This is a genomic window from Burkholderia sp. BCC1993, from assembly GCF_905339865.1.
Taxonomy (GTDB): Bacteria; Pseudomonadota; Gammaproteobacteria; order Burkholderiales; family Burkholderiaceae; genus Burkholderia.
Window position 1 is genome coordinate 33,094 of the sequence record NZ_CAJPGZ010000025.1, and the last position, 20,844, is coordinate 53,937.

General features: G+C 66.7%; 18 protein-coding genes and 1 tRNA gene. 9 read left to right on the forward strand and 10 right to left on the reverse strand.

Annotated features, from left to right (window positions below):
• Positions 1–7: 7 nt before the first annotated feature.
• The 4 genes from U4Y91_RS33040 to U4Y91_RS33055 all read right to left on the reverse strand — a co-directional run bounded on the left by U4Y91_RS33040 (position 8) and on the right by U4Y91_RS33055 (position 5,169).
• Positions 8–1,138, reverse strand: a complete 1,131-nt coding sequence (locus U4Y91_RS33040) for a 2-aminoethylphosphonate--pyruvate transaminase (protein WP_321808590.1) — start codon at positions 1,136–1,138, stop codon at positions 8–10.
• 48 nt (positions 1,139–1,186) lie between these two features.
• On the reverse strand, positions 1,187–2,914 hold the full coding sequence (locus U4Y91_RS33045; RefSeq protein WP_321808591.1) for a putative 2-aminoethylphosphonate ABC transporter permease subunit: 1,728 nt from the start codon (positions 2,912–2,914) through the stop codon (positions 1,187–1,189).
• The gene (locus U4Y91_RS33050; RefSeq protein WP_321808592.1) at positions 2,911–4,002 is read right to left on the reverse strand and encodes a putative 2-aminoethylphosphonate ABC transporter ATP-binding protein; all 1,092 of its coding nucleotides are present in this window, start codon (positions 4,000–4,002) and stop codon (positions 2,911–2,913) included. The genes U4Y91_RS33045 and U4Y91_RS33050 overlap by 4 nt, the downstream gene beginning before the upstream one ends.
• A 111-nt stretch (positions 4,003–4,113) precedes the next feature.
• On the reverse strand, positions 4,114–5,169 hold the full coding sequence (locus tag U4Y91_RS33055) for a putative 2-aminoethylphosphonate ABC transporter substrate-binding protein (RefSeq protein WP_321808593.1): 1,056 nt from the start codon (positions 5,167–5,169) through the stop codon (positions 4,114–4,116).
• Positions 5,170–5,386: 217 nt separating this feature from the next.
• Between U4Y91_RS33055 and phnA the strand changes: the two genes are divergently transcribed.
• On the forward strand, positions 5,387–6,625 hold the full coding sequence (gene phnA / locus U4Y91_RS33060) for a phosphonoacetate hydrolase (protein WP_321808594.1): 1,239 nt from the start codon (positions 5,387–5,389) through the stop codon (positions 6,623–6,625).
• A 27-nt stretch (positions 6,626–6,652) separates the two neighbouring features.
• Positions 6,653–8,107, forward strand: coding sequence for a phosphonoacetaldehyde dehydrogenase (phnY, locus tag U4Y91_RS33065; RefSeq protein ID WP_321808595.1), 1,455 nt, complete (start codon positions 6,653–6,655; stop codon positions 8,105–8,107).
• Between the two features lie 90 nt (positions 8,108–8,197).
• Here the strand turns inward: phnY and U4Y91_RS33070 are convergent, their stop codons facing one another.
• Entirely contained in the window at positions 8,198–8,473 is a 276-nt protein-coding gene (locus tag U4Y91_RS33070; protein ID WP_321808596.1) for a hypothetical protein, read from the reverse strand.
• A gap of 326 nt (positions 8,474–8,799) precedes the next feature.
• Here U4Y91_RS33070 and U4Y91_RS33075 point away from each other — a divergent pair, with 326 nt between their 5' ends.
• The 3 genes from U4Y91_RS33075 to U4Y91_RS33085 are packed head-to-tail and all read left to right on the forward strand — an operon-like array spanning position 8,800 to position 11,032.
• Complete coding sequence (locus U4Y91_RS33075; RefSeq protein WP_321808597.1) at positions 8,800–9,582, forward strand: amino acid ABC transporter substrate-binding protein; 783 nt, start codon at positions 8,800–8,802, stop codon at positions 9,580–9,582.
• Positions 9,583–9,596: 14 nt separating this feature from the next.
• Positions 9,597–10,277 carry an amino acid ABC transporter permease gene (locus tag U4Y91_RS33080; RefSeq protein WP_044847337.1) on the forward strand — a complete coding sequence of 227 codons (681 nt, stop codon included), beginning with the start codon at positions 9,597–9,599 and terminating at the stop codon, positions 10,275–10,277.
• A complete protein-coding gene (locus U4Y91_RS33085) occupies positions 10,274–11,032 on the forward strand; it encodes an amino acid ABC transporter ATP-binding protein (protein ID WP_321808598.1) in 759 nt (252 codons plus the stop codon). Before U4Y91_RS33080 ends, U4Y91_RS33085 begins: the two co-directional genes overlap by 4 nt.
• Before the next feature lie 29 nt (positions 11,033–11,061).
• On the opposite strand, the gene U4Y91_RS33090 is transcribed toward U4Y91_RS33085, so the two are convergent.
• Positions 11,062–11,877 carry an alpha/beta fold hydrolase gene (locus U4Y91_RS33090; RefSeq protein WP_321808599.1) on the reverse strand — a complete coding sequence of 272 codons (816 nt, stop codon included), beginning with the start codon at positions 11,875–11,877 and terminating at the stop codon, positions 11,062–11,064.
• Positions 11,878–11,958: 81 nt separating this feature from the next.
• Here U4Y91_RS33090 and U4Y91_RS33095 point away from each other — a divergent pair, with 81 nt between their 5' ends.
• Positions 11,959–12,573 carry a CGNR zinc finger domain-containing protein gene (locus U4Y91_RS33095; protein WP_321808600.1) on the forward strand — a complete coding sequence of 205 codons (615 nt, stop codon included), beginning with the start codon at positions 11,959–11,961 and terminating at the stop codon, positions 12,571–12,573.
• A gap of 42 nt (positions 12,574–12,615) precedes the next feature.
• Here the strand turns inward: U4Y91_RS33095 and U4Y91_RS33100 are convergent, their stop codons facing one another.
• Positions 12,616–13,665, reverse strand: a complete 1,050-nt coding sequence (locus tag U4Y91_RS33100) for a DUF3592 domain-containing protein (RefSeq protein WP_321808601.1) — start codon at positions 13,663–13,665, stop codon at positions 12,616–12,618.
• A gap of 189 nt (positions 13,666–13,854) precedes the next feature.
• Positions 13,855–13,930, reverse strand: a tRNA-Lys gene (locus tag U4Y91_RS33105).
• A 191-nt stretch (positions 13,931–14,121) separates the two neighbouring features.
• Between U4Y91_RS33105 and U4Y91_RS33110 the strand changes: the two genes are divergently transcribed.
• Together U4Y91_RS33110 and U4Y91_RS33115 are read left to right on the forward strand one after the other, a co-directional pair.
• Positions 14,122–14,526, forward strand: a complete 405-nt coding sequence (locus U4Y91_RS33110) for a PaaI family thioesterase (protein ID WP_044847342.1) — start codon at positions 14,122–14,124, stop codon at positions 14,524–14,526.
• 8 nt (positions 14,527–14,534) lie between these two features.
• A complete protein-coding gene (locus U4Y91_RS33115) occupies positions 14,535–15,401 on the forward strand; it encodes a patatin-like phospholipase family protein (RefSeq protein ID WP_321808602.1) in 867 nt (288 codons plus the stop codon).
• 77 nt (positions 15,402–15,478) lie between these two features.
• On the opposite strand, the gene U4Y91_RS33120 is transcribed toward U4Y91_RS33115, so the two are convergent.
• Complete coding sequence (locus U4Y91_RS33120) at positions 15,479–16,492, reverse strand: D-2-hydroxyacid dehydrogenase family protein (RefSeq protein ID WP_044847344.1); 1,014 nt, start codon at positions 16,490–16,492, stop codon at positions 15,479–15,481.
• Positions 16,493–16,918: 426 nt separating this feature from the next.
• Between U4Y91_RS33120 and U4Y91_RS33125 the strand changes: the two genes are divergently transcribed.
• Positions 16,919–17,968, forward strand: coding sequence for a LysR family transcriptional regulator (locus U4Y91_RS33125; protein WP_321808603.1), 1,050 nt, complete (start codon positions 16,919–16,921; stop codon positions 17,966–17,968).
• 135 nt (positions 17,969–18,103) lie between these two features.
• On the opposite strand, the gene U4Y91_RS33130 is transcribed toward U4Y91_RS33125, so the two are convergent.
• Positions 18,104–20,701 (reverse strand): DNA topoisomerase III, encoded by a 2,598-nt coding sequence (locus U4Y91_RS33130; protein WP_321808604.1) that lies wholly within the window; start codon positions 20,699–20,701, stop codon positions 18,104–18,106.
• Between the last annotated feature and the right edge of the window lie 143 nt (positions 20,702–20,844).

A 20,844-nucleotide genomic window follows, 5' to 3' on the forward strand; every position in this document is an offset into this window, starting at 1 on the left:
CATCGCGTCAGGCCGCCGCTTCGGCCGACACGCGGCGCACGCCCATCGCCTTCAGCGTGTCGGCGATCGCGGCGACCGCGCCCGGAATGCCGGCCTCGCCGAAGTGGCCGATGCAGCCGACGCGGAACGTGTCGACCTCGGTCAGCTTGCCCGGATACAGAATGTAGCCGCGCTTTTTGACCTCCTGATAAAACCGCTTGAAGTCGTAGTTCGGATCGTCGGGCGCGTGGAACGTGACGATGATCGGCGCCTGGATCGCCGGATCGAGGAACGGCCGGAAGCCGAGCGCGTGCATCCCGTCGATCAGCGCGCGAGTGTTGCGCTGGTAGCGGCCGCCGCGCGCGGCGAGCCCGCCTTCGTCGACGTACTGCGCGACGGCCGCGTCGAGCGCCGCGACCACGTGTGTGGGCGGCGTGAAGCGCCATTGCGTCGTGCGCTGCATGTAGACCCACTGGTCGTACAGGTCCATCGCGAGCGAGTGGCTGTTGCCTTCGCAGCGTTCGAGCGCGGTGCGCTTCGCGATCACGAAGCCGAGCCCCGGCACGCCTTCGAGACACTTGCCGGACGCGGCGATCACCGCGTCGAACGGCGTCGTGCGCGCATCGATGTCGATCGCGCCGAACGAGCTCATCGCGTCGACGATCAGTCCGCGGCCGTGTTTCGCGACGACCTGGGCGACCTCGTGCAGCGGGTTCAGCACGCCGGCGCCGGTTTCGCAGTGCACGAGCGCGACGTGCGTGATGGTCGGATCGGCGGCGAGCGCGCGCTCGACGTCGGCCGGATCGACGCGGCGGTCCTCGCTGTAGTCGAGTGTCGTGAGCGTGCGGCCGAGCACGCGGCAGATCTTCGCGATACGCTGGCAGTAAGCGCCGTTGTTCGGCACCAGCACGTGGCCGTCGCGCGGCACGAGCGTGCCGATCGCCGCCTCGACCGAGAACGTGCCGCTACCCTGCAGCGGCACGCATTCGTGCGTGCCTTCGCCGTGCACGATCTGCAGCAGCCGTTCGCGCAGCCGCGCGGTGATCGCGTTGAAGTCGCTGTCCCACGAACCCCAGTCGCGCAGCATCGCGTCGCGCGTGCGGTCCGAGGTCGTCAGGGGGCCGGGGGTGAGCAGGATGGGCTGGGTGGCGAGCGTCATGGTGTCTCCTTGGTGAAGTCGGGACGTCACGTGAATGCGGCGAACGGATCAGCGGCGATGCGGGGTGCGCCAGGCCTGCGTGCGGCGCAACAGGCGGTGCGAGATGCACGCGAACAGTACGCAGGCGAACGACGAGGTCGCGAGCACGAGCGTCGCCATCGCGGCGGCCGGGCCCATCTGGCCCGCGTCGTCGAGGTTCAGGATCGCGACGGAGGCGGGCTGCGTGTCCGGCGAGTACAGGAACGCGACGGCGGAGACCGTCGTCATCCCGTTGACGAACAGGTAGCGCGCGATCAGCAGGATCGCAGGCAGGCACACGGGTACGGTCACGCGCAGGAAGGTCTTGTAGAACGGCACTTTCAGCGACGCGGACACGGCCTCGAACTCGCTGTCGATCTGCCGCAGCGCGGTGACGGCGGTCAGGTGGCTCGACGCGTAGTAGTGGACGACCGTGACGATCGCGAGCAACCACAACGACCCGTACAGCCCGTTCAGCGGATTGCCCGGCGCGTTGAACAGGAAGATGTAGCTGATGCCGAGCACGAGGCCCGGCACGCCCATCGGCAGGATCGCGCACAGGCTGATGAAGCCGCGCAGCCAGCGTGCGCCGCGGGTCTTCTCGATCAGGTAGGCGCCGCCGAACACGACGATCGTGCCGCCGAGCGCGACCGTCGCGGCCATCCGCAGGCTGTTCTTGTACGCGTCGAAGATGCCGGCGCCGATCAATCCCATCTTGTAGTGCTGCAGCCCGACGCTCATCTGGTACGGCCAGAACTTCACGAACGACGCGAACACCGAGATGCCGACCACCGCGATGAAGAACGCGCACACCAGCGCGCAGTATGCGAGCATCGCGGCGTCGAAGCCGCGCGAAGGCTTCGGCTGGTACGGCGTCGAGCGCGCGCCGAGCTGCGACTGCTGGCGGCGGCGGATGAAGAAGTCGACGCCGAACGCGACGAGCGCCGGGCACAGCAGCATCAGGCTCACGACCGCGCTGCGGTTGAAGTCCTGCAGCCCGATGATCAGCTTGTAGATGTCGGTCGACAGTACGTTGTACGAACCGCCGATCACGACCGGCACGCCGAAGTCGTTGATGCACATCGTGAAGGCCACCATCGTCGCGCTGATCAGCCCGTACTTTGCGCCCGGCAGCGTGATCGTGAAGAACTTGCGCGTGCGGTTCGTGCCCATCGCATCGGCGGCTTCATAGAGCCGGCCGTCCGCGAGCGACAGCGCGGTGACGAGGATCATCAGCACGTGCGGAAACGATGCGTACACCATGCTCAGCACGATCCCCGGCAGTCCGTAGATCGAGTGGCCGTGCAGGAGCGGCTTGAGCAGCCCCGCGTTGCCGAACCAGTAGATGAACGATACGGCGGACAGCAGCGTCGGCGCGAGCAGCGGCAGCAGCGCGATCGTGCGCGCGGCGTTCTTCAGCGGCATGCACGAGCGCGTCAGCGCATACGCGAACGTGAACGCCATCGGCACGACGATCATCGTGACGAGTGCGCCGACCGTCAGCGAATGGAGCATCGAGCGCAGCACGCCGCTGTCCTCGAGATACTCGACGAAGTTGTGTGCGCCGACGAAACGACCGTCCGTGTCGACGAAGCATTTCTGCACGACGAGCGCGAGCGGCAGCAGCAGGAACAGCGACATCAGGGCGGCCATCGCGACGAGCGCGAGCTGCGCGATGCGGTCGTGCCAGTGCGTGAGCTGCCGCACGTCGGCGGAGGCGGCCGCGCCGCGGCGGCGTTCGGTGAGGACGGCGCTCATTGCAGTCGCTCCTTCGCGCTCGGGAACACGCGGACATGCTCGCGATCGAGCGCGAGGTCGATGCGCGCGCCGGCCTGCACGCCGGTGCGGTCGACGTCGTGATACGACAGGTCGGCGACGATTTCCTGGCCGTCGAGCCCGTCGATCCGGAAGCTCACGCGACAGAACGCGCCGAGGAACTCGAGCTTCTCGACGCGGCCGGCCAGCACGTTGTCGGCCGTCTCGCCCGGAACGCGGATGCGCAGATCCTCGGGCCGCACGTAGACCGACACGGCCGCGCCCTGGGCCGGCCGGTTCGCGCCATGCCTGCAGTCGAAGCCGACGCCGCCCGCACGCAGCGTGCCGTCTTGCGCGACTTCGGCGGGGATCGTGTTGACGCGGCCGATGAAGTCCGCGACGAACGGCGACGCGGGCTGCCGGTAGATTTCGAGCGGCGTGCCGATCTGCTCGATCACGCCGTGATTCATCACGACGATGCGGTCGGCCATCGACAGCGCCTCTTCCTGGTCGTGCGTGACCATGATCGTCGTCACGCCGAGCCGCTGCTGCAGCGCGCGGATCTCCTGGCGCAGCCGCACGCGCACGCGCGCGTCGAGCGCCGACAGCGGCTCGTCGAGCAGCAGCAGGCCGGGTGACGTCGCGAGCGCGCGCGCGAGTGCGATGCGCTGCTGCTGGCCGCCGGACAGTTGACCGGGATGCTTGCGATGGCTGTCGGGCAGGCCGACCAGCGCGAGCAGCGTATGCACGCGCGCGTGGATCGCGTCGCGCTTCATCCTGCGGTTCACGAGCCCGTACGCGACGTTGTCGAAGACGGTGAGGTTCGGAAACAGCGCGTACGACTGGAACACGATCCCGTAGTCGCGCAGTTGCGGCGGCAGCCGCGAGATGTCGCGGCCGTCCTGCATGATATGGCCGGCGCTTTGCGCCTCGAGCCCCGCGATGATCCGCAGCAGCGTGGTTTTCCCGCAGCCGGACGGCCCCAGGAAGCAGATCATCTCGCCCTTCATCACGCTCAGGTTGATGTCGGTGAGGACCTGTGTGTCGTTGTACCGCTTTTCGATGCGTTCTACGCTCAGATAGGGTGCCATGCACGCCTCCACGCTGCGGGCGGCCCGGACGCGGGCCGGATACGACGATCGGAAGGGAGGCGGGGCGGCGCGTGTCGCGGCCCCGCTGTCTGGTGCGGCGTTATCGCCGCGTCATTGCTGTGCTTTCGCCCCGTAGCGCTTCTGCCAGGTATCGAGGATCGACTGACGGTTCTTCGCCGACCACACGAAGTCGTTCTTCACGAGCAGGTCCGCATAGTTGTCGGGGATGCCGGCGAGCTTGCGCGCGACGCCCGGGTACGCGACGATCGCCCACCAGCGCGCGGTGATCTGGTTCGCGTCCTTGCTCGCCATGAAGTCCGCGAGCTTCTTCGCGGCGTCGGGCTGCTTGGTCGTCTTCATGATCGCGGTGCCTTCCATGTCCCAGCCGAGCCCTTCCTTCGGGAACACGAGGTCGATCGGCGCACCCTGCGCCTGCAGTTCATGACCGCGGAACTCGAACGAGATGCCGATCGGGAATTCGCCGGTGCCGGCGAGCGTGCATGGCTTCGAGCCCGAATGCACGTACTGCGCGACGTTCTTGTCGAGCGCGTCCATGAATTTCCAGCCGCGGTCGTCGCCGAAGGTCTGCAGCCACGCGGTGACGTCGAGATAGCCGGTGCCCGACGACACCGGGCTCGGCATCACGATCGCGCCTTTGTAGACCGGCTTCGTCAGGTCTTCCCACGACGTCGGCTTCGGGATGTTCTTCGCCTGCGCGGCGACGCGGTTGTAGCAGATCGTTGCGCCCCACACGTCCATGCCGACCCAGTGCGGCGGCGTGTTCGCGTCGCTGTACTTGCGCGTGAGCTGGTCGAAGCCCTTCGGCGCATACGGCATCAGCATCCCCTGCAGGTCGAGCAGCGTGAGGCTCGATGCGGCGAGGCCGAGCACGACGTCCGCGCGCGGGTTGTTCTTTTCCGCGAGCAGCTTCGCGGTGACCGAGCCGGTCGAGTCGCGCACCCAGCGGATCTCGATGTCGGGGTTCGCTTTCTCGAAGGCGTCCTTGTAGGGCTTCATCGCCTCGTCCTCCAGCGCGGTGTAGACGAGCAGCGACGTCTTCGCATGCGCCGCCTGCGCGGCGCCGAGCGCGACCGCGGCGGCCAGCGCGACACGCGCCGCGCCCGTCGCCCATGCATTGAAACGCTTGTGTACCGGCACTTCGTTCATCTTCAGACCCCTTGACCGTGGCTCCGCGGCATGCGGCGGATGAGTGGAGACCAGCCCTCTTCGTACTGCCTCGTGTTTCCGTCTTTTGCTTTCTGTTCTCTGCATGTTGTTGACAATCTACAAATCATCAATTTTAATGTCAAGCATGGAAAACACCTCCTCGGCGCGGCGCGGGCGCCGACAGCTCAACCCCTTCGAACCGAAAGGACTGAACGTCATGACTGAAACGCCTGTATCCGTGGAAGTGAACGGCCGCCGCTACAACTGGATGAGCCGCCCCGTGGTGGTGGTCTGCGTCGACGGCTGCGCCTATGAGTATCTCGAGATGGCGGCCGAGGCCGGCGTCGCGCCGTTCCTGCGCACGCTGCTGAAGCCGGGCACGGCGCTCAAGGGCGAGTGCGTGGTGCCGAGCTTCACCAATCCGAACAACCTGTCTATCGTTACCGGCGTGCCGCCGGCGATCCACGGGATAAGCGGCAATTACTTCTACGATCGCGACACCGGCGCCGAGGTGCTGATGAACGATCCGAAGTACCTGGTCGCGCCCACCGTGCTCGCGACCTTCGCGGAACAGGGCGCGCGCGTCGCGGTCGTCACCGCGAAGGACAAGCTGCGCCGCCTGCTCGGCAAGGGGCTGAAGGGCATCTGCTTCTCGTCGGAAAAGGCCGACGAGGCGAGCCTCGAGGAAAACGGCATCGACAACGTGCTCGAGCTGGTCGGCAAGCCGGTGCCGAGCGTGTACAGCGCGGACCTGTCGGAATTCGTGTTCGCGGCCGGCGTGCGCCTGCTCGAGACGCGCCCGATCGACCTGATGTACCTGTCGACGACCGACTACGTGCAGCACAAGTGCGCGCCCGGCACCGACGGCGCGAACGCGTTCTACCAGATGATGGACCGCTACCTGAAGCGGCTCGACGAACTCGGCGCGATCGTCGCGATCACGGCCGACCACGGGATGAACGCGAAGCACGACGGCGAGACCGGCGAGCCGAACGTGATCTACCTGCAGGAGCTGTTCGACGCATGGCTCGGCCACGACGCGGCGCGCGTGATCCTGCCGATCACCGATCCGTACGTCGTGCACCACGGCGCGCTCGGCTCGTTCGCAACCGTCTACGTGCCGGATTCCGCCGATGCCGACGCGCTGCGCGCGCGGCTCGCCGCGGTGGACGGCATCGAGGTCGTGCTGACGGGCGCTGAAGGCTGCGCGCGCTTCGAGCTGCCGCCCGAGCGGATGGGCGACCTGATCGTGATCTCGAAGCAGGACGTCGTGCTCGGCACGCGCCGCATCAAGCATGACCTGTCGGGCCTCGACGTGCCGCTGCGCTCGCACGGCGGGATCTCCGAGCAGATCGTGCCGCTGATCTTCAGCAAGCCGGTCGCGACCGACGTCGCGGGCCGCGCGCGGCTGCGCAATTTCGACATCATCGACATCGCGCTCAACCATCTGCAGTGACGCGGACGCATCCGCCAGGAGACACTCATGAACGCCATTGCAGCATCGACGGAGGTTCGCACGGTTCATCGTGAAGCACTACGAATCGATGGTGAGCGGATTTATCGCGACGCGGTAATCGAAGTGCGCAACCCGTACGACGGCTCGCTCGTCGGCACCGTGCCGAAGGCGACGCTCGACGACGTGCGGCGCGCATTCGCGGTCGCGCGTGCCTACCGGCCGTCGCTCACGCGCCACGAACGCGCGGCGATCCTGCGCCGCGCGGCCGACATCGTGCGTGCGCGCACCGCCGGGATCGCGGCGCTGATCACGGCCGAGGCCGGCTTGTGCATCAAGGATTCGACGTATGAAGCCGGGCGCGTGGCCGACGTGCTCACGTTCGGCGCGGGCGAAGTGCTGAAGGACGACGGGCAGATCTTCTCGTGCGATCTGACGCCGCACGGCAAGAAGCGCCGCGTGTACACGCAGCGCGAACCGCTGCTCGGCGTGATTTCCGCGATCACGCCGTTCAACCATCCGATGAACCAGGTCGCGCACAAGGTGGTGCCGTCGGTCGCGACCAACAACCGGATCGTCGTGAAGCCGTCGGAGAAGGTGCCGCTGTCGTGCTACCTGTTCGCGGACATCCTGTATGAAGCCGGCCTGCCGCCGCAGATGCTGCAGGTGATCACCGGCGATCCGAAGGACATCGCGGACGAGCTGATCACGAACCCGGCGATCGACCTGATCACGTTCACCGGCGGCGTGTCGATCGGCAAGTCGATCGCGGCGCGGATGGGCTACCGGCGCGCGGTGCTCGAACTCGGCGGCAACGATCCGATCATCGTGATGGAAGACGCCGATCTCGACGAAGCGAGCACGCTCGCCGTATCGGGTTCGTACAAGAACTCGGGGCAGCGCTGCACCGCGATCAAGCGGATGCTCGTGCACGAGGCGGTGGCCGATCGCTTCACCGAGCTGGTCGTCGAGAAAACCCGCGCGTGGGCATACGGGAACCCGGCCGATCCGTCGGTCGACATGGGCACCGTGATCGACGAAGCGGCCGCGAAGTTCTGCGAGCAGCAGGTGAACGACGCGATTGCGCGCGGTGCGCGGCTGCTGGTCGGCAACGTGCGCGACGGTGCGCTGTATTCACCGACCGTCGTCGATCGCGTGACGCCCGACATGCCGCTCGTGAAGTACGAGACGTTCGGGCCCGTGTCGCCGATCATGCGTTTTCGCGACATCGACGAGGCGATCCGGATGTCGAACAGCACCGACTACGCGTTGTCGTCGTCGGTCTGCACGAACCGCTTCGACAGCATCACGCGCTTCATCACGGAGCTGGAAGTCGGCAGCGTGAACGTGCGCGAGGTGCCGGGCTACCGGCTCGAACTGACGCCGTTCGGCGGCGTGAAGGATTCGGGCCTCGGCTACAAGGAAGGCGTGCAGGAGGCGATGAAGAGCTTCACGAACACGAAGACCTATTCGCTGCCGTGGTAAGCGGTGTGTGATGCGGACGCGCCGGCTCGACGGCCGGCGCGCGCAATTTCTCCCCGGCGGGATGCGGCCGCGATGGCCGCGAGACGATGGTCAATCGTCGTCGTCGCCGCGGTGATGTCGCCAGCCGCGATGCCAGCCGTTGTCGTGCCGGTAGCGGCGGTAGCGATATTCGCCGTAGTACGGGGCGTAATAGGCGGGCGCCGGCTCGTACACGACGGGCGGCGGCACGTAATAGACAGGCGGCGGCGCTTCGACCACCGGCCCCGGCACGCCGAAATACACGCCGACGTCGGCACGCGCGAATGCGCTTGCCGACAGGCAGGCGGCCGCGATGCCGAGGGCGCAGGACAACAGGATGCGTCTCATTTGCCGTTCACTCCGTTCGTCGGGACAAGGCCCGCGAGCAATCGTTTTACGTGCCTTCATGGTACGTAGCGCATGCCGAATGGGTGATACCGCAGTGTCGCTTCTGTAACCGCCGGTAACGATTCGTCAGACGATCGCCGCGCGGCATCGCGACGGATTTCGTCTGGGCAATGAGCGTGGCTGGCCGGCGCGTTATTCCACGCACTCATATCGTTAGCGGATTTGCGTTTTTGCCGCGCATCGGCGCGTCGGTAGAATTCGCGGACCTCTCGTGCGGCCGCTCGGGCCGGCGGGTTCACTCCCTTCCATCGTTCGGGGTCCGTACCATGAAATTCATCCGATCCATTCTGCTCGTCGCGCTGCTGCAGGCCGTCGCGGCCACGAGCGCGCTGGCTGCCGACGACCTGTCGCAGATCAAGTCGGCCGGCGTGTTCCGGGTCGGCACCGAAGGCACGTACGCGCCGTTCACGTATCACGATGCGTCGGGCAAGCTGACCGGCTTCGACGTCGACATCGCGAGCGCGATCGCGCAACGGCTCGGCGTGAAGGCGGAGTTCGTCGAAGGCAAGTGGGACGGGCTGATCGCGGGCCTCGACGTGAACCGCTACGACGCGGTCGTCAACGAAGTGTCGATCACCGATGCGCGCAAGGCGAAATACGATTTCTCGACGCCGTACATCACGTCCCACGCGGTGCTGATCGTGCGCGCGGACAACACGTCGATCCGCTCGTTCGACGACCTGAAGGGCAAGAAATCCGCGAACACGCTGACCAGCAATTTCGGCAAGCTCGCGGCCGCGCACGGCGCGGACGTGGTGCCCGTGCAGGGCTTCAACGAATCGATCGACCTGCTGAGCGCAGGACGCGTCGACGCGACGATCAACGATTCGCTGTCGTACCTCGATTTCCGCAAGCACAAGCCCGACGCGAAACTGAAGATCGCGGCGACCGACACGACCGGCGCCGGCGATGCATCGGGCGTGCTGCTGCGCAAGGGCAGCCCGGCGCTGGTGGCGGCGATCGACAAGGCGCTCGCGGACCTCAAGGCCGACGGCACCTACGCGAAGATCTCGCAGAAGTACTTCGGCCGCGACGTGTCGCAGCCGTGACGCGAGGCTGACCGATGCCGCCCTGGTTGCACCTGATGGCGGAATCGCTGCGGCCCCTGCTGGTGGCGGGGCTCGTGTTCACGGTTCCGCTCACGCTCGCGTCGTTCGCGATCGGCCTGCTGCTCGCGTTCGGCGCGGCGCTCGCGCGCCTGTTCGGGCCGCGCTGGGCGCAGGCCGCAATACGTTTCTACATCTGGCTGTTTCGCGGCTCGCCGCTGCTCGTGCAGCTGTTCGTGATCTTCTACGGATTGCCGAACGTCGGCATCGTGCTCGATCCGCTGACCGCCGCCGTGATCGGCTTCTCGCTTAACGTCGGCGCGTACAACGCCGAGGTGATCCGCGGCGTGATCGAATCGATCCCGAAAGGGCAGTGGGAAGCCGCGTACTCGATGGCGATGACGCGCGCGCAGGCGCTGCGCCGCGCGATCCTGCCGCAGGCCGCGCGCGTCGCGCTGCCCGCGCTGTCGAACTCGTTCATCTCGCTGGTAAAGGACACGTCGCTCGCGGCCGTGCTGACCGTTCCCGAGATCTTCCAGGCCGCGCAGCGCATCGCGGCCGTCACCTACGAGCCGCTGATCCTCTATACCGAGGCCGCGCTGATCTATCTGCTGTTCAGCTCGGTGCTCTCGTCGCTGCAACGTCGGCTCGAGCTCCGCTTCGGGCGCCATGCGCTGTTCCACGCGGAGTTGCGATGATCCGTCTCGAACGCATCGACAAATCGTTCGGCGCGCAGCGCGTGTTGACCGGCATCGACCTCGCATTGCAGCCCGGCAGCGTGACCGCGTTGATCGGGCCGTCCGGCAGCGGCAAGAGCACGCTGCTGCGCTGCGTGAACCTGCTCGAAGTGCCGGAGACGGGCGCGCTCACGGTCGGCGACGCCCGCATCGACTTCGCGGCGGGGCGTCGCCCGTCGCGCGATCACGTGTTCGCGGTGCGCCGTCAGACGGGCATGGTGTTCCAGAACTTCCAGTTGTTTCCGCACCTGAGCGTCGTGCAGAACGTGATGGAAGGGCTCGTGACCGTGCAGCGCTGGCCGCGCGAGCAGGCGCGCGAACGGGCGCTCGCGTTGCTGGACAAGGTCGGTATCGCCGACAAGGCCGACGCATGGCCCGCGACGCTGTCGGGCGGCCAGCAGCAGCGCGTGGCCATCGCACGCGCGCTCGCGCCGTCGCCGCAGGTGCTGCTGTGCGACGAGCCGACGTCCGCGCTCGATCCCGAATTGTCCGTCGAAGTCGTCGAAGTGCTGCGCCAGCTCGCGCGGGAAGGCACGACGATGCTGATGGCCACGCACGACCTGCGCCTGGCCGCGTCGGTCGCGCACGATGCGGTGTTTCTCGCGGATGGCCGGGTGGTCGAGGCCGGCGCATCACGCGAGCTGTTCGGGCGGCCGCGCGATCCGCGCACCGCGAGGTTCGTCGCGACGCTCGCGCAGGGCGTGCCGGCCTTCTGATTGGCTACGCCACGCGGCTGCGTGGGCGATCAATCCTGTCCGTGCGCGTCGAGCACCGCGGCGACGATCGCCTCGGGCGCATCCTCCTGGACCAGGTGCCCCGCGCGCGGCACGCGGATCAGCGTGCCGCCCGCGATGCGATCGGCGAGCGCCTGCCCCTGTTCGCGCGGAATCCACGCGTCGTCCTCGCCCCACACGATGCGCACCGGAAAGTCCGGCGGCGCATAACGGGCCTCGGCTTCCTCGATATAGCGCTGGCGCATCTGCGCGATCTGCCGATAGAACGCCGGCTGGCCGGCCGGCGTGAGCCATGGCGAGCGGTAGATCGACAGCACGTCGTCGCTCAACGGCCGTGCGACCGCATTGCCGATATAGGCCGACACGAGTGCGTGATGCGCATACGCCGGCAGCCCGGTGAACGCGGCTTCGTGCTGCGCGACGTGGCGCACGAACGGCGAGCCTTGCGGCGCGATCGCGACGGGGTTCACGAGTGTCAGGTCCGAATACGCGATGCCGTCGAGGAAATGCGCGCGCAGCACGGTTGCGCCGCCGTAGTCGTGCGCGAGTACGCGCGGGCGTGAAAGTTTCCATTCGTCGAGCAGCGCGCCGAACAGCAGGTTCTGCCGGCCGAGCGAAACGTCCGTGTCGGGCATGTCCGACTGGCCGTAGCCGAGCAGGTCGTAGAAGAACACGCGATGACGCCGTGCGAGCCAGGGCGCGATGCGGCGCCACACCTGCGACGAGAACGGCGTCCCGTGCACGAGCACGAGCGGCGGCCCTTCGCCGAGCGTGCCCCATGCGATCCGGTGACCTTCAAAATTGTAGCGATTGGCGAGCTCGAGCATCGGTGCCTCCGTGCTAACCTGTTTTGGTTGTTAACAGGTTACGCCTGTTCATTCGGATATGAAACCGATAGGTGGAAATAAATGGTTACTCGACACGAGCCTGCGCGACCGGCGCATACATGGCGCGCGGCCGATTTCGTCGGCGGCCATCCAGCGCTCGATTTCCTGAACACGGTAGCGGACACGGGCAAGACGCGCGATGAGGACAAACTCGTCGACTGGCCGGCCGTGCGTGCCTGGGCCGGGAAGTCGGGGTTGCTGGGGGAGGCCGACCTGACGCGGTTTCTGCGTCATCCCCGGCAGGACGGCGCGGACGAACTCGCCGCGCTGCACGGTTTTCGCGAGGATGCGTATGCGGCGCTCGCGCACCTGACGGCCGGCGAAGGCGGCAGTGCCGGCGCGCGAGCGGCGGACCGGCTCGCCGAGGCGATTCTCGATGCGATCGGGCGCAGCAGATTCGACGCGGTCGACGGCCGCTTCGCGTGGCGGCCCGATGCGCGCGCCGCGTCGCGCTGGATCGACGCGGCCGCGCTCGGGTTCGAGCATCTGCTGCGCGGCGACGACTTCGCGCGCGTGCGGCAGTGCGGCCGCTGTACGTGGTTCTTCGTCGATCGCGGCCGCGGCGTCGGACGCCGCTGGTGCGACATGCGCACGTGCGGGAACCGCGCGAAGGTGGAGGCGTTCAGGGAGCGGTGAAGCCGGGGGCGCGGCGTTGACGGCCCGGTTCTTCCGCGTTCGTCATTCAGCGAGTTCGTGCGGCCGAGGCTCGGGCCACAGCGCCCCGACGACGAACAGTCCGGCGACGAGGAACGGCACGCCGATCGCGAACAGGATGGCCGTGAGCCCCCACCGGTCCCAGAACCGGTCGATGACTGCGCGCTCGGGCGTGACGGGGTCGTACAGCACGTTGACCACCTCGCCTTCGTACAGCCCGGGGCGCGATGAGGTCGAGCCTTGCGCGAACGTGACGGGGCGGCCGCTGTCGGTCGTGAACGCGATGGTCGCCGAATAGAGCGACGTGTGCGTGCGGGACGATTGGGCGGTTTCGGCGATCTCGACGACATGGCCGGTCGAGTGCGCGTAATGGCGGGCGATCTGCCACTGGCGCAGGCCGGCGGCGCCGGCGCCGGCCAGGAAGCCGGTGCCGATCGCGATCGGAATTAGCACGATCGCGATGTTCCAGCGGCGCCGGACCGTTTTGCGGACGGCCGGCGCGGACAGCGCGTCGGCTTGCCGGCCGCGGCGCGCGTTCACGTACAGCAGGCTGCCGAGCGCCAGCGATGCGACTGCAAGCAGCGCCGGCACCGCGACGGGCAACCAGCGTTGCGTGAAATCGTCGATCAGCGCGGGACGGTTCGGATGGGCCGGATCGACCAGGACGTCCACGCTTTCGCCGATGTCGTATGCCGGGACCACCGATGCGGTATTGCCGGCGACTTCGCGGCGGCGGCCGTCGTTCGCGAGATAGGCGACGATCGGGCGGTATGCGCGCATCGCGTCGCTGTCCTGCACGATGCGCACGACCGTGCCCGGCGTACGGATCAGGTCGCCGGCCGCATGACTCGCGGTGACGGCGAGCATGGCTGCAACCACGAGCAGCGCAACGCCGAGCGCGAGTGCGACGAGCGCGTCCTTACGCGGCATGGCCGGATCCGTAGTGCGCGTCACGCGACGGGCCCGGATGCGATCGGGGGAAGGGGGCGACACGATGTGCGTGCCGTTGTCGGCGTGACCATGCCCTCTGAATGGTCGCGTCTCGTTCACATGATTCCATGTCTGACGTCCCATGCTCTCTCAGTGCCGGCGGCGATACGGCGATCGCCGTCCCGGTCGTGTGATATTTGTCGGACGATTCTAGCGGAAAGTGTCTGGGCGAGGCATCAATGTGATTGCCTGTCGCGAGGAGGGGGAGAGGCCGGGCGGCGCCGGAAATGGAAAAAGGCCGGTCAGCTTGCGCTGACCGGCCTTTGGAATTCCTGGTGGGGCGTGAGTGACTCGAACACTCGACCTACGGATTAAGAGTCCGCTGCTCTACCAACTGAGCTAACGCCCCCAACAGAAGAAAGATTATGCCCGTGTATTTGGGACTTGGCAAGCCCTTTCTGCGAATTTCCTCAAAATATTTCGTTGCGGCGACGGCGGCTGTCGGTGCGGTAATGAGCCATCGCAGTTGGCGCGCTCCCGGTATGATGACGTCCACACCCGTTGCGCGGCGGTCGCGCAACGTTTTCTGGACATTCGAAGATGGACGAAAACGCAGTCCGCGAATTGCTGGATCGCCTGCTGGCCCCGTGGGTCCGCTCGCTCGGTCTGGTCCCCGTATCGATCGGCGACGACAGCGTCACGATGCGCTTGCCGTTTTCCGGCGAATTCCGTCATTCGGGCGGCGTCATCTGCGGCCAGGTGTTCACGGCCGCGGCCGACACCGCGATGGTGGTCGCGATCTCGGCCGCGCTCGGCGAGTTCCGGCCGATGACCACCGTCTCGCTGAACACGAACTTCATGCGTCCGGTGCGCAAGGGCGACGTGCTCGTCACCGCGCGCGTGCTGCGGATGGGCCGCAACCTGGTATTCGGCGAAGTCGAGCTGTTCGACGAGGACGGCAAGATGGCCGTTCACGCGACGTCGACCTACGCGCTCGTCAGCTGAGCGGCGCGATGTTCGACCAGATCGTCTTCGCGGGCGGCGGCAATCGCTGCTGGTGGCAGGCCGGCTTCTGGGACGTCGCGCAGCCGGCGCTCGGCTTGCGCCCGCGCGTGATCGCAGGGATCTCGGCCGGCGCGGCGACCGCCTGCATGCTGTATACACGCGACGCCGCGTGGGTGATGCGCTATTACGAGGAAGCGCTGCGCCACAACCGCAAGAACGCGTACTGGGGCAACCTGTTCGGCCGCGAGCCGGTGTTTCCGCATTACCGGATCTACCGTCAGGCGCTGCTCGACATCTACGGCGAGCCGTTCCCGCGGCTCGCCGACGCGCCGGAGATCCGCATCGGCGTGTCGCACGTGCCGCGCTGGCTCGGCGCGCGCAGTGCGGTCGCCGCGGGCCTCGTCGCATACAACATCGAAAAGTACCTGCGCAAGACGCTGCACCCGACGCTCGGGCGCACGCTCGGTTTCCGGCCCGAGTTCGTGCGCGCGCAAGCGTGCGCGAGTGTCGAAGAACTCGCCGACCTGATCCTGCAGTCGTCGTGCACGCCGCCGTTCACGCCGGTGCTGCGCCGCGGCGGCCGGCCGGTACTCGACGGCGGGATGGTCGACAACGTGCCGGTCGACGCGCTCGACGCGTCGCCGGGCGACGTGCTGGTGCTCGTCACGCGGCTGTATCCGCGCCCGCAGATGTTCACGGTCGCGCACGGCGACCAGCGGCGGCTGTATGTACAGCCGTCGAGCAAGGTGCCGATTTCGAGCTGGGATTACACGAGTCCGTCGCAGATGCGGCATGCATACGACCTCGGACGGCGCGACGGCGAGCACTTCCTCACGCGCGTCGACGCGATGACGGGCGGCCGCGTGGCCGCCTGAAGCGGGGAAGGCGGGAAGCCGGCAGCAGGGCCGCGCGGCGAGCGCGGCCCGTGCCGGTCAGCACCGGTCGGAGTCCGTCAGCGCACGCGGCGCGGCGTCAGCGCTTCCGGATTGACGACGCTCGACATATCGCCCTGGTCGAATGCGAGGATGTTCTTGAACGCCGCGCTGAAATAGAGCTCGTAGCTTTCGCGCTCGACGTAGCCGATGTGCGGCGTGCAGATCACGTTTTCCATCCGCAGCAGGCTGTAGCCCTGCAGGATCGGCTCGCTCTCGAACACGTCGATCGCGACCATCCCCGGACGGTTGTGCGACAGCGCGTTGACGAGCGCGTTTTCCTCGAGCAGCTCGGCACGGCTCGTGTTGACGAGCAGCGATGTCGGCTTCATCCGCATCAGGTCTTCCTGCTTGACGATCCCGCGCGTGTCGTCGTGCATGCGCAGGTGCAGCGACAGCACGTCGCTCTGCTCGAACAGCGCTTCGCGGCTCTCGGCGGCCGTATAGCCGTCGGCGCGCGCGGCCTCGAGCGAATGCTCGCGGCCCCAGATCAGCACGTTCATCCCGAACGCCTTGCCGTAGCCGGCGACCAGCCGGCCGATCTTGCCGTAACCCCAGATGCCGAGCGTCTGGCCGCGCAGCACCTGGCCGAGGCCGAAGTTCGGCGGCAGCGCCGACGTCTTCAGGCCCGACTGCTGCCACGCACCCTGCTTCAGGTTCGCGACGTATTGCGGAATGCGGCGCTGGGCGGCCATCACGAGCGCCCAGGTCAGCTCGGCGGGCGCGACCGGCGAACCCGTACCTTCGAGCACCGCGATGCCGCGGTCGGTACACGCTTCGAGGTCGATGTGGCTCGAGATGCGGCCGGTCTGGCTGATCATGCGCAGGTTCGGCAGCTTGGCGAGCAGTTGCGACGAAATCGGCGTGCGCTCGCGAATCAGCACGAGCGCCTCGACTTCCGCCAGGCGGCTCGCGAGTTGCCCCAGGCCGCGCACCGTGTTGTTGAAGACCTTCACGTCGTGCTCGGCAAGCATCTCGAAGCAGTTCAGCTTGCGGACGGCGTCCTGGTAGTCGTCGAGGATGGCAATTTTCATGGTCAGCGGGAGTCGCGCGTTGAAAGCGGCAGTGGCGGCGGCGCACGTCGCGCACCCGTCCCGCCCGGCCGGGGCCGACATGATGCTACGTCGGCGCATGTCGTGGTGTCTTTTTAACAGGTTGTTACGCTCCGCCGCAATCGGCGCCGGCCTGACCCGGCGCCGCTCCCGTCGGGTGTGGCGGGGTGCGCTGCCGTGTCGCGTCAAATACGTCCTTCCTGATTCGGCTGCTTACTCGACGAGGTTCACCCAATTGTTGCTCCAATCAGAATAATTGGATCATCCATTCCCGATGGGTGAGGATTTTTGACTATTTTTATCGTCAACCCCGGCCTTGTTGAGCAACTCTGCATCATTTCCGCTGTCGTAGGAGAATTACGCATTTGCTTCAACTTTTTGAAGTTGTAACAGCGGCAGGAGTCGTTTATGGATCATTTGCAGTCGATGCGCGTGTTCGTCAAGGTTGCGGATCTCGGCAGTTTCGCGCGGGCCGCGAGTGCAATGGATATCTCCAACGCGGTCGCGACGCGTCACGTTGCCGATCTGGAAGGCCGGCTCGGCACGCGTCTGCTGAACCGCACCACGCGCAGCCTTTCGCTGACGGAGTCGGGCCAGGTCTATCTGGAGCGGGCGCGCCAGATTCTCGATGAGCTCGAGGATGTCGAACAGATGGTCGTCGCGCGCAATCACGAGCCGGTCGGCACGTTGCGCATCGTCGCGCCAGTCGTGTTCGGCCTGCACAACCTTGCGCCCGTCCTGCAGTCGTACACAGAGAATTTCCCGAAAGTGGTGCCGGATCTGACGCTGGTCGACCGCCAGGTCGATCTCGTCGAGGAAGGTTTCGACGTCGGCATCGTCGTCACGCGCCAGATGCGCAGCGCGAGCATCGTCACGCGTCGGCTGACCACGGGCTGCATGACCGTGTGCGCGACGCCGAGCTACCTGGAAAAGCACGGCGTGCCGACTCACCCGGAGCACCTCGCCGAACACCCGGCGCTGAGCCTGCCGACCGAATACTGGGGCGACGAGCGCGTGTTCACCGGGCCGGACGGCGAAGTGCGCGTGCGCCCGACCAACGTGATCGTCGCGAACAATACCGCGATGCTGCGCCAGTTCGCGCTGCTCGGGATGGGCGTCGCGATCCTGCCCAGCTACCTGATCGGCAGCGACATCGCGCGCGGCGCGCTGGTCCGGCTGCTGCCGGATTTCCGGCTGCCGCAGGTCGAAATCAACATCGCGTATCCGAGCCGGCGCCACCTGCCCGCGAAGGTGCGCACGTTCATCGACCACCTCGTCGAATATTTCAGCCGCTCGACCGACGCGACGATGGGCGAACAGTGGGCCGCACAGGGTGCGGCGCCTGCGCCGATCGGCGTCGAGATACGTGCCGAGCCGCCCGAATCGACCGACCCGAACCTGCAGCCGCGGCTCGCGCGTTCGCCGCGCGCGCGCGTCGCGGTGCCGTCGCCGCTGTAACGGCGCGGCGGCCGCGCACCGGCACGGCCGGCATCAGGCACCAAGAAAAAACGCGGATCGAGCGATCGATCCGCGTTTTTTTATCGCCGCTTCACCGGCGTACTACGGGCCGGGGAAACCCCGGCGCCCGGTGCGTCAGGAGCCCGTCTTGCGCGCCGTCGTCTTGCGGGCGGCGGTCTTGCGGGCCGGTGCCGGTTTCTCGTCGGCGCCTTCCGTCACGGTTTCGGCATCCTTCGTCGCCGATTTTGCCGTCTTCTTCGCAGCAGCGGCCTTCGGCTCCTTCTTCTCGAACTCGAAACCGATCTTGCCGTCCGGCTGCTTCACGAGGAACGCCTTGAAGTTGCGGCCCGTGCGCGACGACTTGAAGTTCGGCAGCAGATCCGTACGGCCGTCGGCCAGCAGCTTCGCCATCTGCTCGCGCGTGATTTCCTGCTGCAGGATCACCTTGCCCGAACGGAAGTCGCAGGTCTTCGGATTCGCGACCGAGTGCTCGCACACATAGCTCATCCCGTGCTCGAACACGCGGCCCTTGCACTTCGGGCACGCGCCGACCGGTTCCTGCGCGGAGAAGTCGGGCGCTTCGCCTTCCTCGCCGCCCTGGTCCTGGCCGAAGTCGAACTCGAGCTTGTAGTTCTTCGTTTCGTCGTCGAACGAGAGCTTCAGGATCGCCGAGAACGGACGGCCCATCTTGCTGCGGAAGCCGGACAGCGGACCGATGGTCTTCTCCCGCAGCAGCTCCTCGACTTCCGCGATCTCGAACTGCCGGCTGCCCGGGATCTTCGAGATCGAGAACTCGCACTTCGTGCATGCGAAGCGGCGGTAGTTTTCCTTCACCTGACCGCCGCAGTTCGGGCACGGCGTCTCGAGCGTCGCGTAATCGCCGGGGATCGTGTCGGAATCGTATTCCTTCGCGCGCTTGACGATCTGCTGCGTCATGCGGGCGATTTCCTGCATGAACGCGTCGCGCCCGAGGTTGCCGCGCTCCATCTGCGACAGCTTGTATTCCCATTCGCCGGTGAGCTCGGGCGCGGTCAGTTCCTTCACGCCGAGCCCGCGCAGCAGCGTCATCAGCTGGAATGCCTTCGCGGTCGGGATCAGTTCGCGGCCTTCGCGCACGAGATACTTCTCGCCGAGCAGGCCTTCGATGATCGCCGCGCGCGTCGCCGGCGTGCCGAGGCCCTTCGCGGCCATCGCCTCGCGCAGCTCGTCGTCCTCGACGAGCTTGCCCGCGCCTTCCATCGCCGACAGCAGCGTCGCTTCCGAGTAGCGTGCGGGCGGTTTCGTCACGAGCGCGACCGCGGCGATCTCGTCCGTCTTCACCTTCTCGTTCTTCTGCACCGGCACGAGGTTCGCGTCCGCGCCTTCGGCGTCGCGGCCGTACACCTGCAGCCAGCCCGGCTCGACCAGCACCTTGCCTTCGGTCTTGAAGTGGTGGCCGGCGACTTCGGTGATCCGCGTCGTGACGCGGAACTCGGCCGCCGGGAAGAACACCGCGAGGAAGCGCTTCACGACCATGTCGTACAGCTTCTGCTCCGGCTCGGACAGCGACTTCGGCGCCTGCAGCGTCGGGATGATGGCGAAGTGATCGCTGATCTTCGAGTTGTCGAAGATCCGCTTGTTCGGCTTCACCCAGCCCTTGTCGAGCACCTGCTTCGCATGCGGCAGGTAGTTGTGGCTCTCCTTGAGCATCTCGAGCGTGGACTGCACCGTCGAAATGTAGTCTTCCGGCAGCGCGCGCGCGTCGGTACGCGGGTACGTCAGTACCTTGTGCTTTTCATACAGCGCCTGCGCGAGACCGAGCGTGTTCTTCGCGGAGAAGCCGAAGCGGCTGTTCGCCTCGCGCTGCAGGCTCGTCAGGTCGAACAGCAGCGGCGACAGCTGGGTCGACGGCTTCGATTCCTCGGACACCGTGCCGACGTGGTCGCGGCATGCGGCGACGATGGTTTCGGCGGCCGGCAGGCTCCACAGGCGCGAGTCGCGCTTTTCCGGATCGAATTCGTCGCGCTTGAATTTCGGGTCGTACCACTTGCCTTCGTAGAAGCCGCCCGCGCACGCGAATTCGGCCTTCACTTCCCAGTAGTCGCGCGGGATGAAGCGGCGGATTTTCTCTTCACGTTCGACGACGATCGACAAGGTTGGCGTCTGAACGCGGCCGACGGTCGTCAGGAAGAAGCCGCCGCCCTTGCTGTTGAACGCGGTCATCGCGCGCGTGCCGTTGATCCCGACGAGCCAGTCGGCTTCCGAGCGGCAGCGTGCGGCGTCGGCGAGCGGCTGCATGTCCGAGTCGGTGCGCAGGTGCGCGAAACCGTCGCGGATCGCCTGCGGCGTCATCGACTGCAGCCACAGACGCTGGACCGGCTGCTTCGCCTTCGCGTGCTGCACGATCAGGCGGAAAATCAGCTCGCCCTCGCGCCCCGCGTCACATGCGTTGATCAGGCGGTCGACGTCCTTGCGTTTCATCAGCTTGGTCAGGACTTTCAGGCGCGACTCGCTTTTTGCGATCGGGTTCAGGTCGAAATGCGGGGGGATGACGGGCAGATGAGCGAAGCTCCATTTCCCGCGCTTGACCTCGTACTCTTCCGGGGCGGCGATTTCCAGCAGGTGGCCGACCGCGGACGACAGGACGAATTCGTCGCTCTCGAAGTATTCGTCATGCTTGGTAAAGCCGCCCAAAGCGCGTGCGATGTCGTTCGCGACAGAAGGCTTTTCCGCAATGATCAGTGCTTTGGACATGACAGATGTGTGTTGGTAGACCGGGTTCGCCGGCGTGGGTCCCTTTTACGACGGCTTTATAGCACACGCCGCGGCGACGACGGCTCGACGTGCAAAAAGCGGCTCATCATAGAGGGGGGCCGCAACGGCGGCAAGCGCGCCCG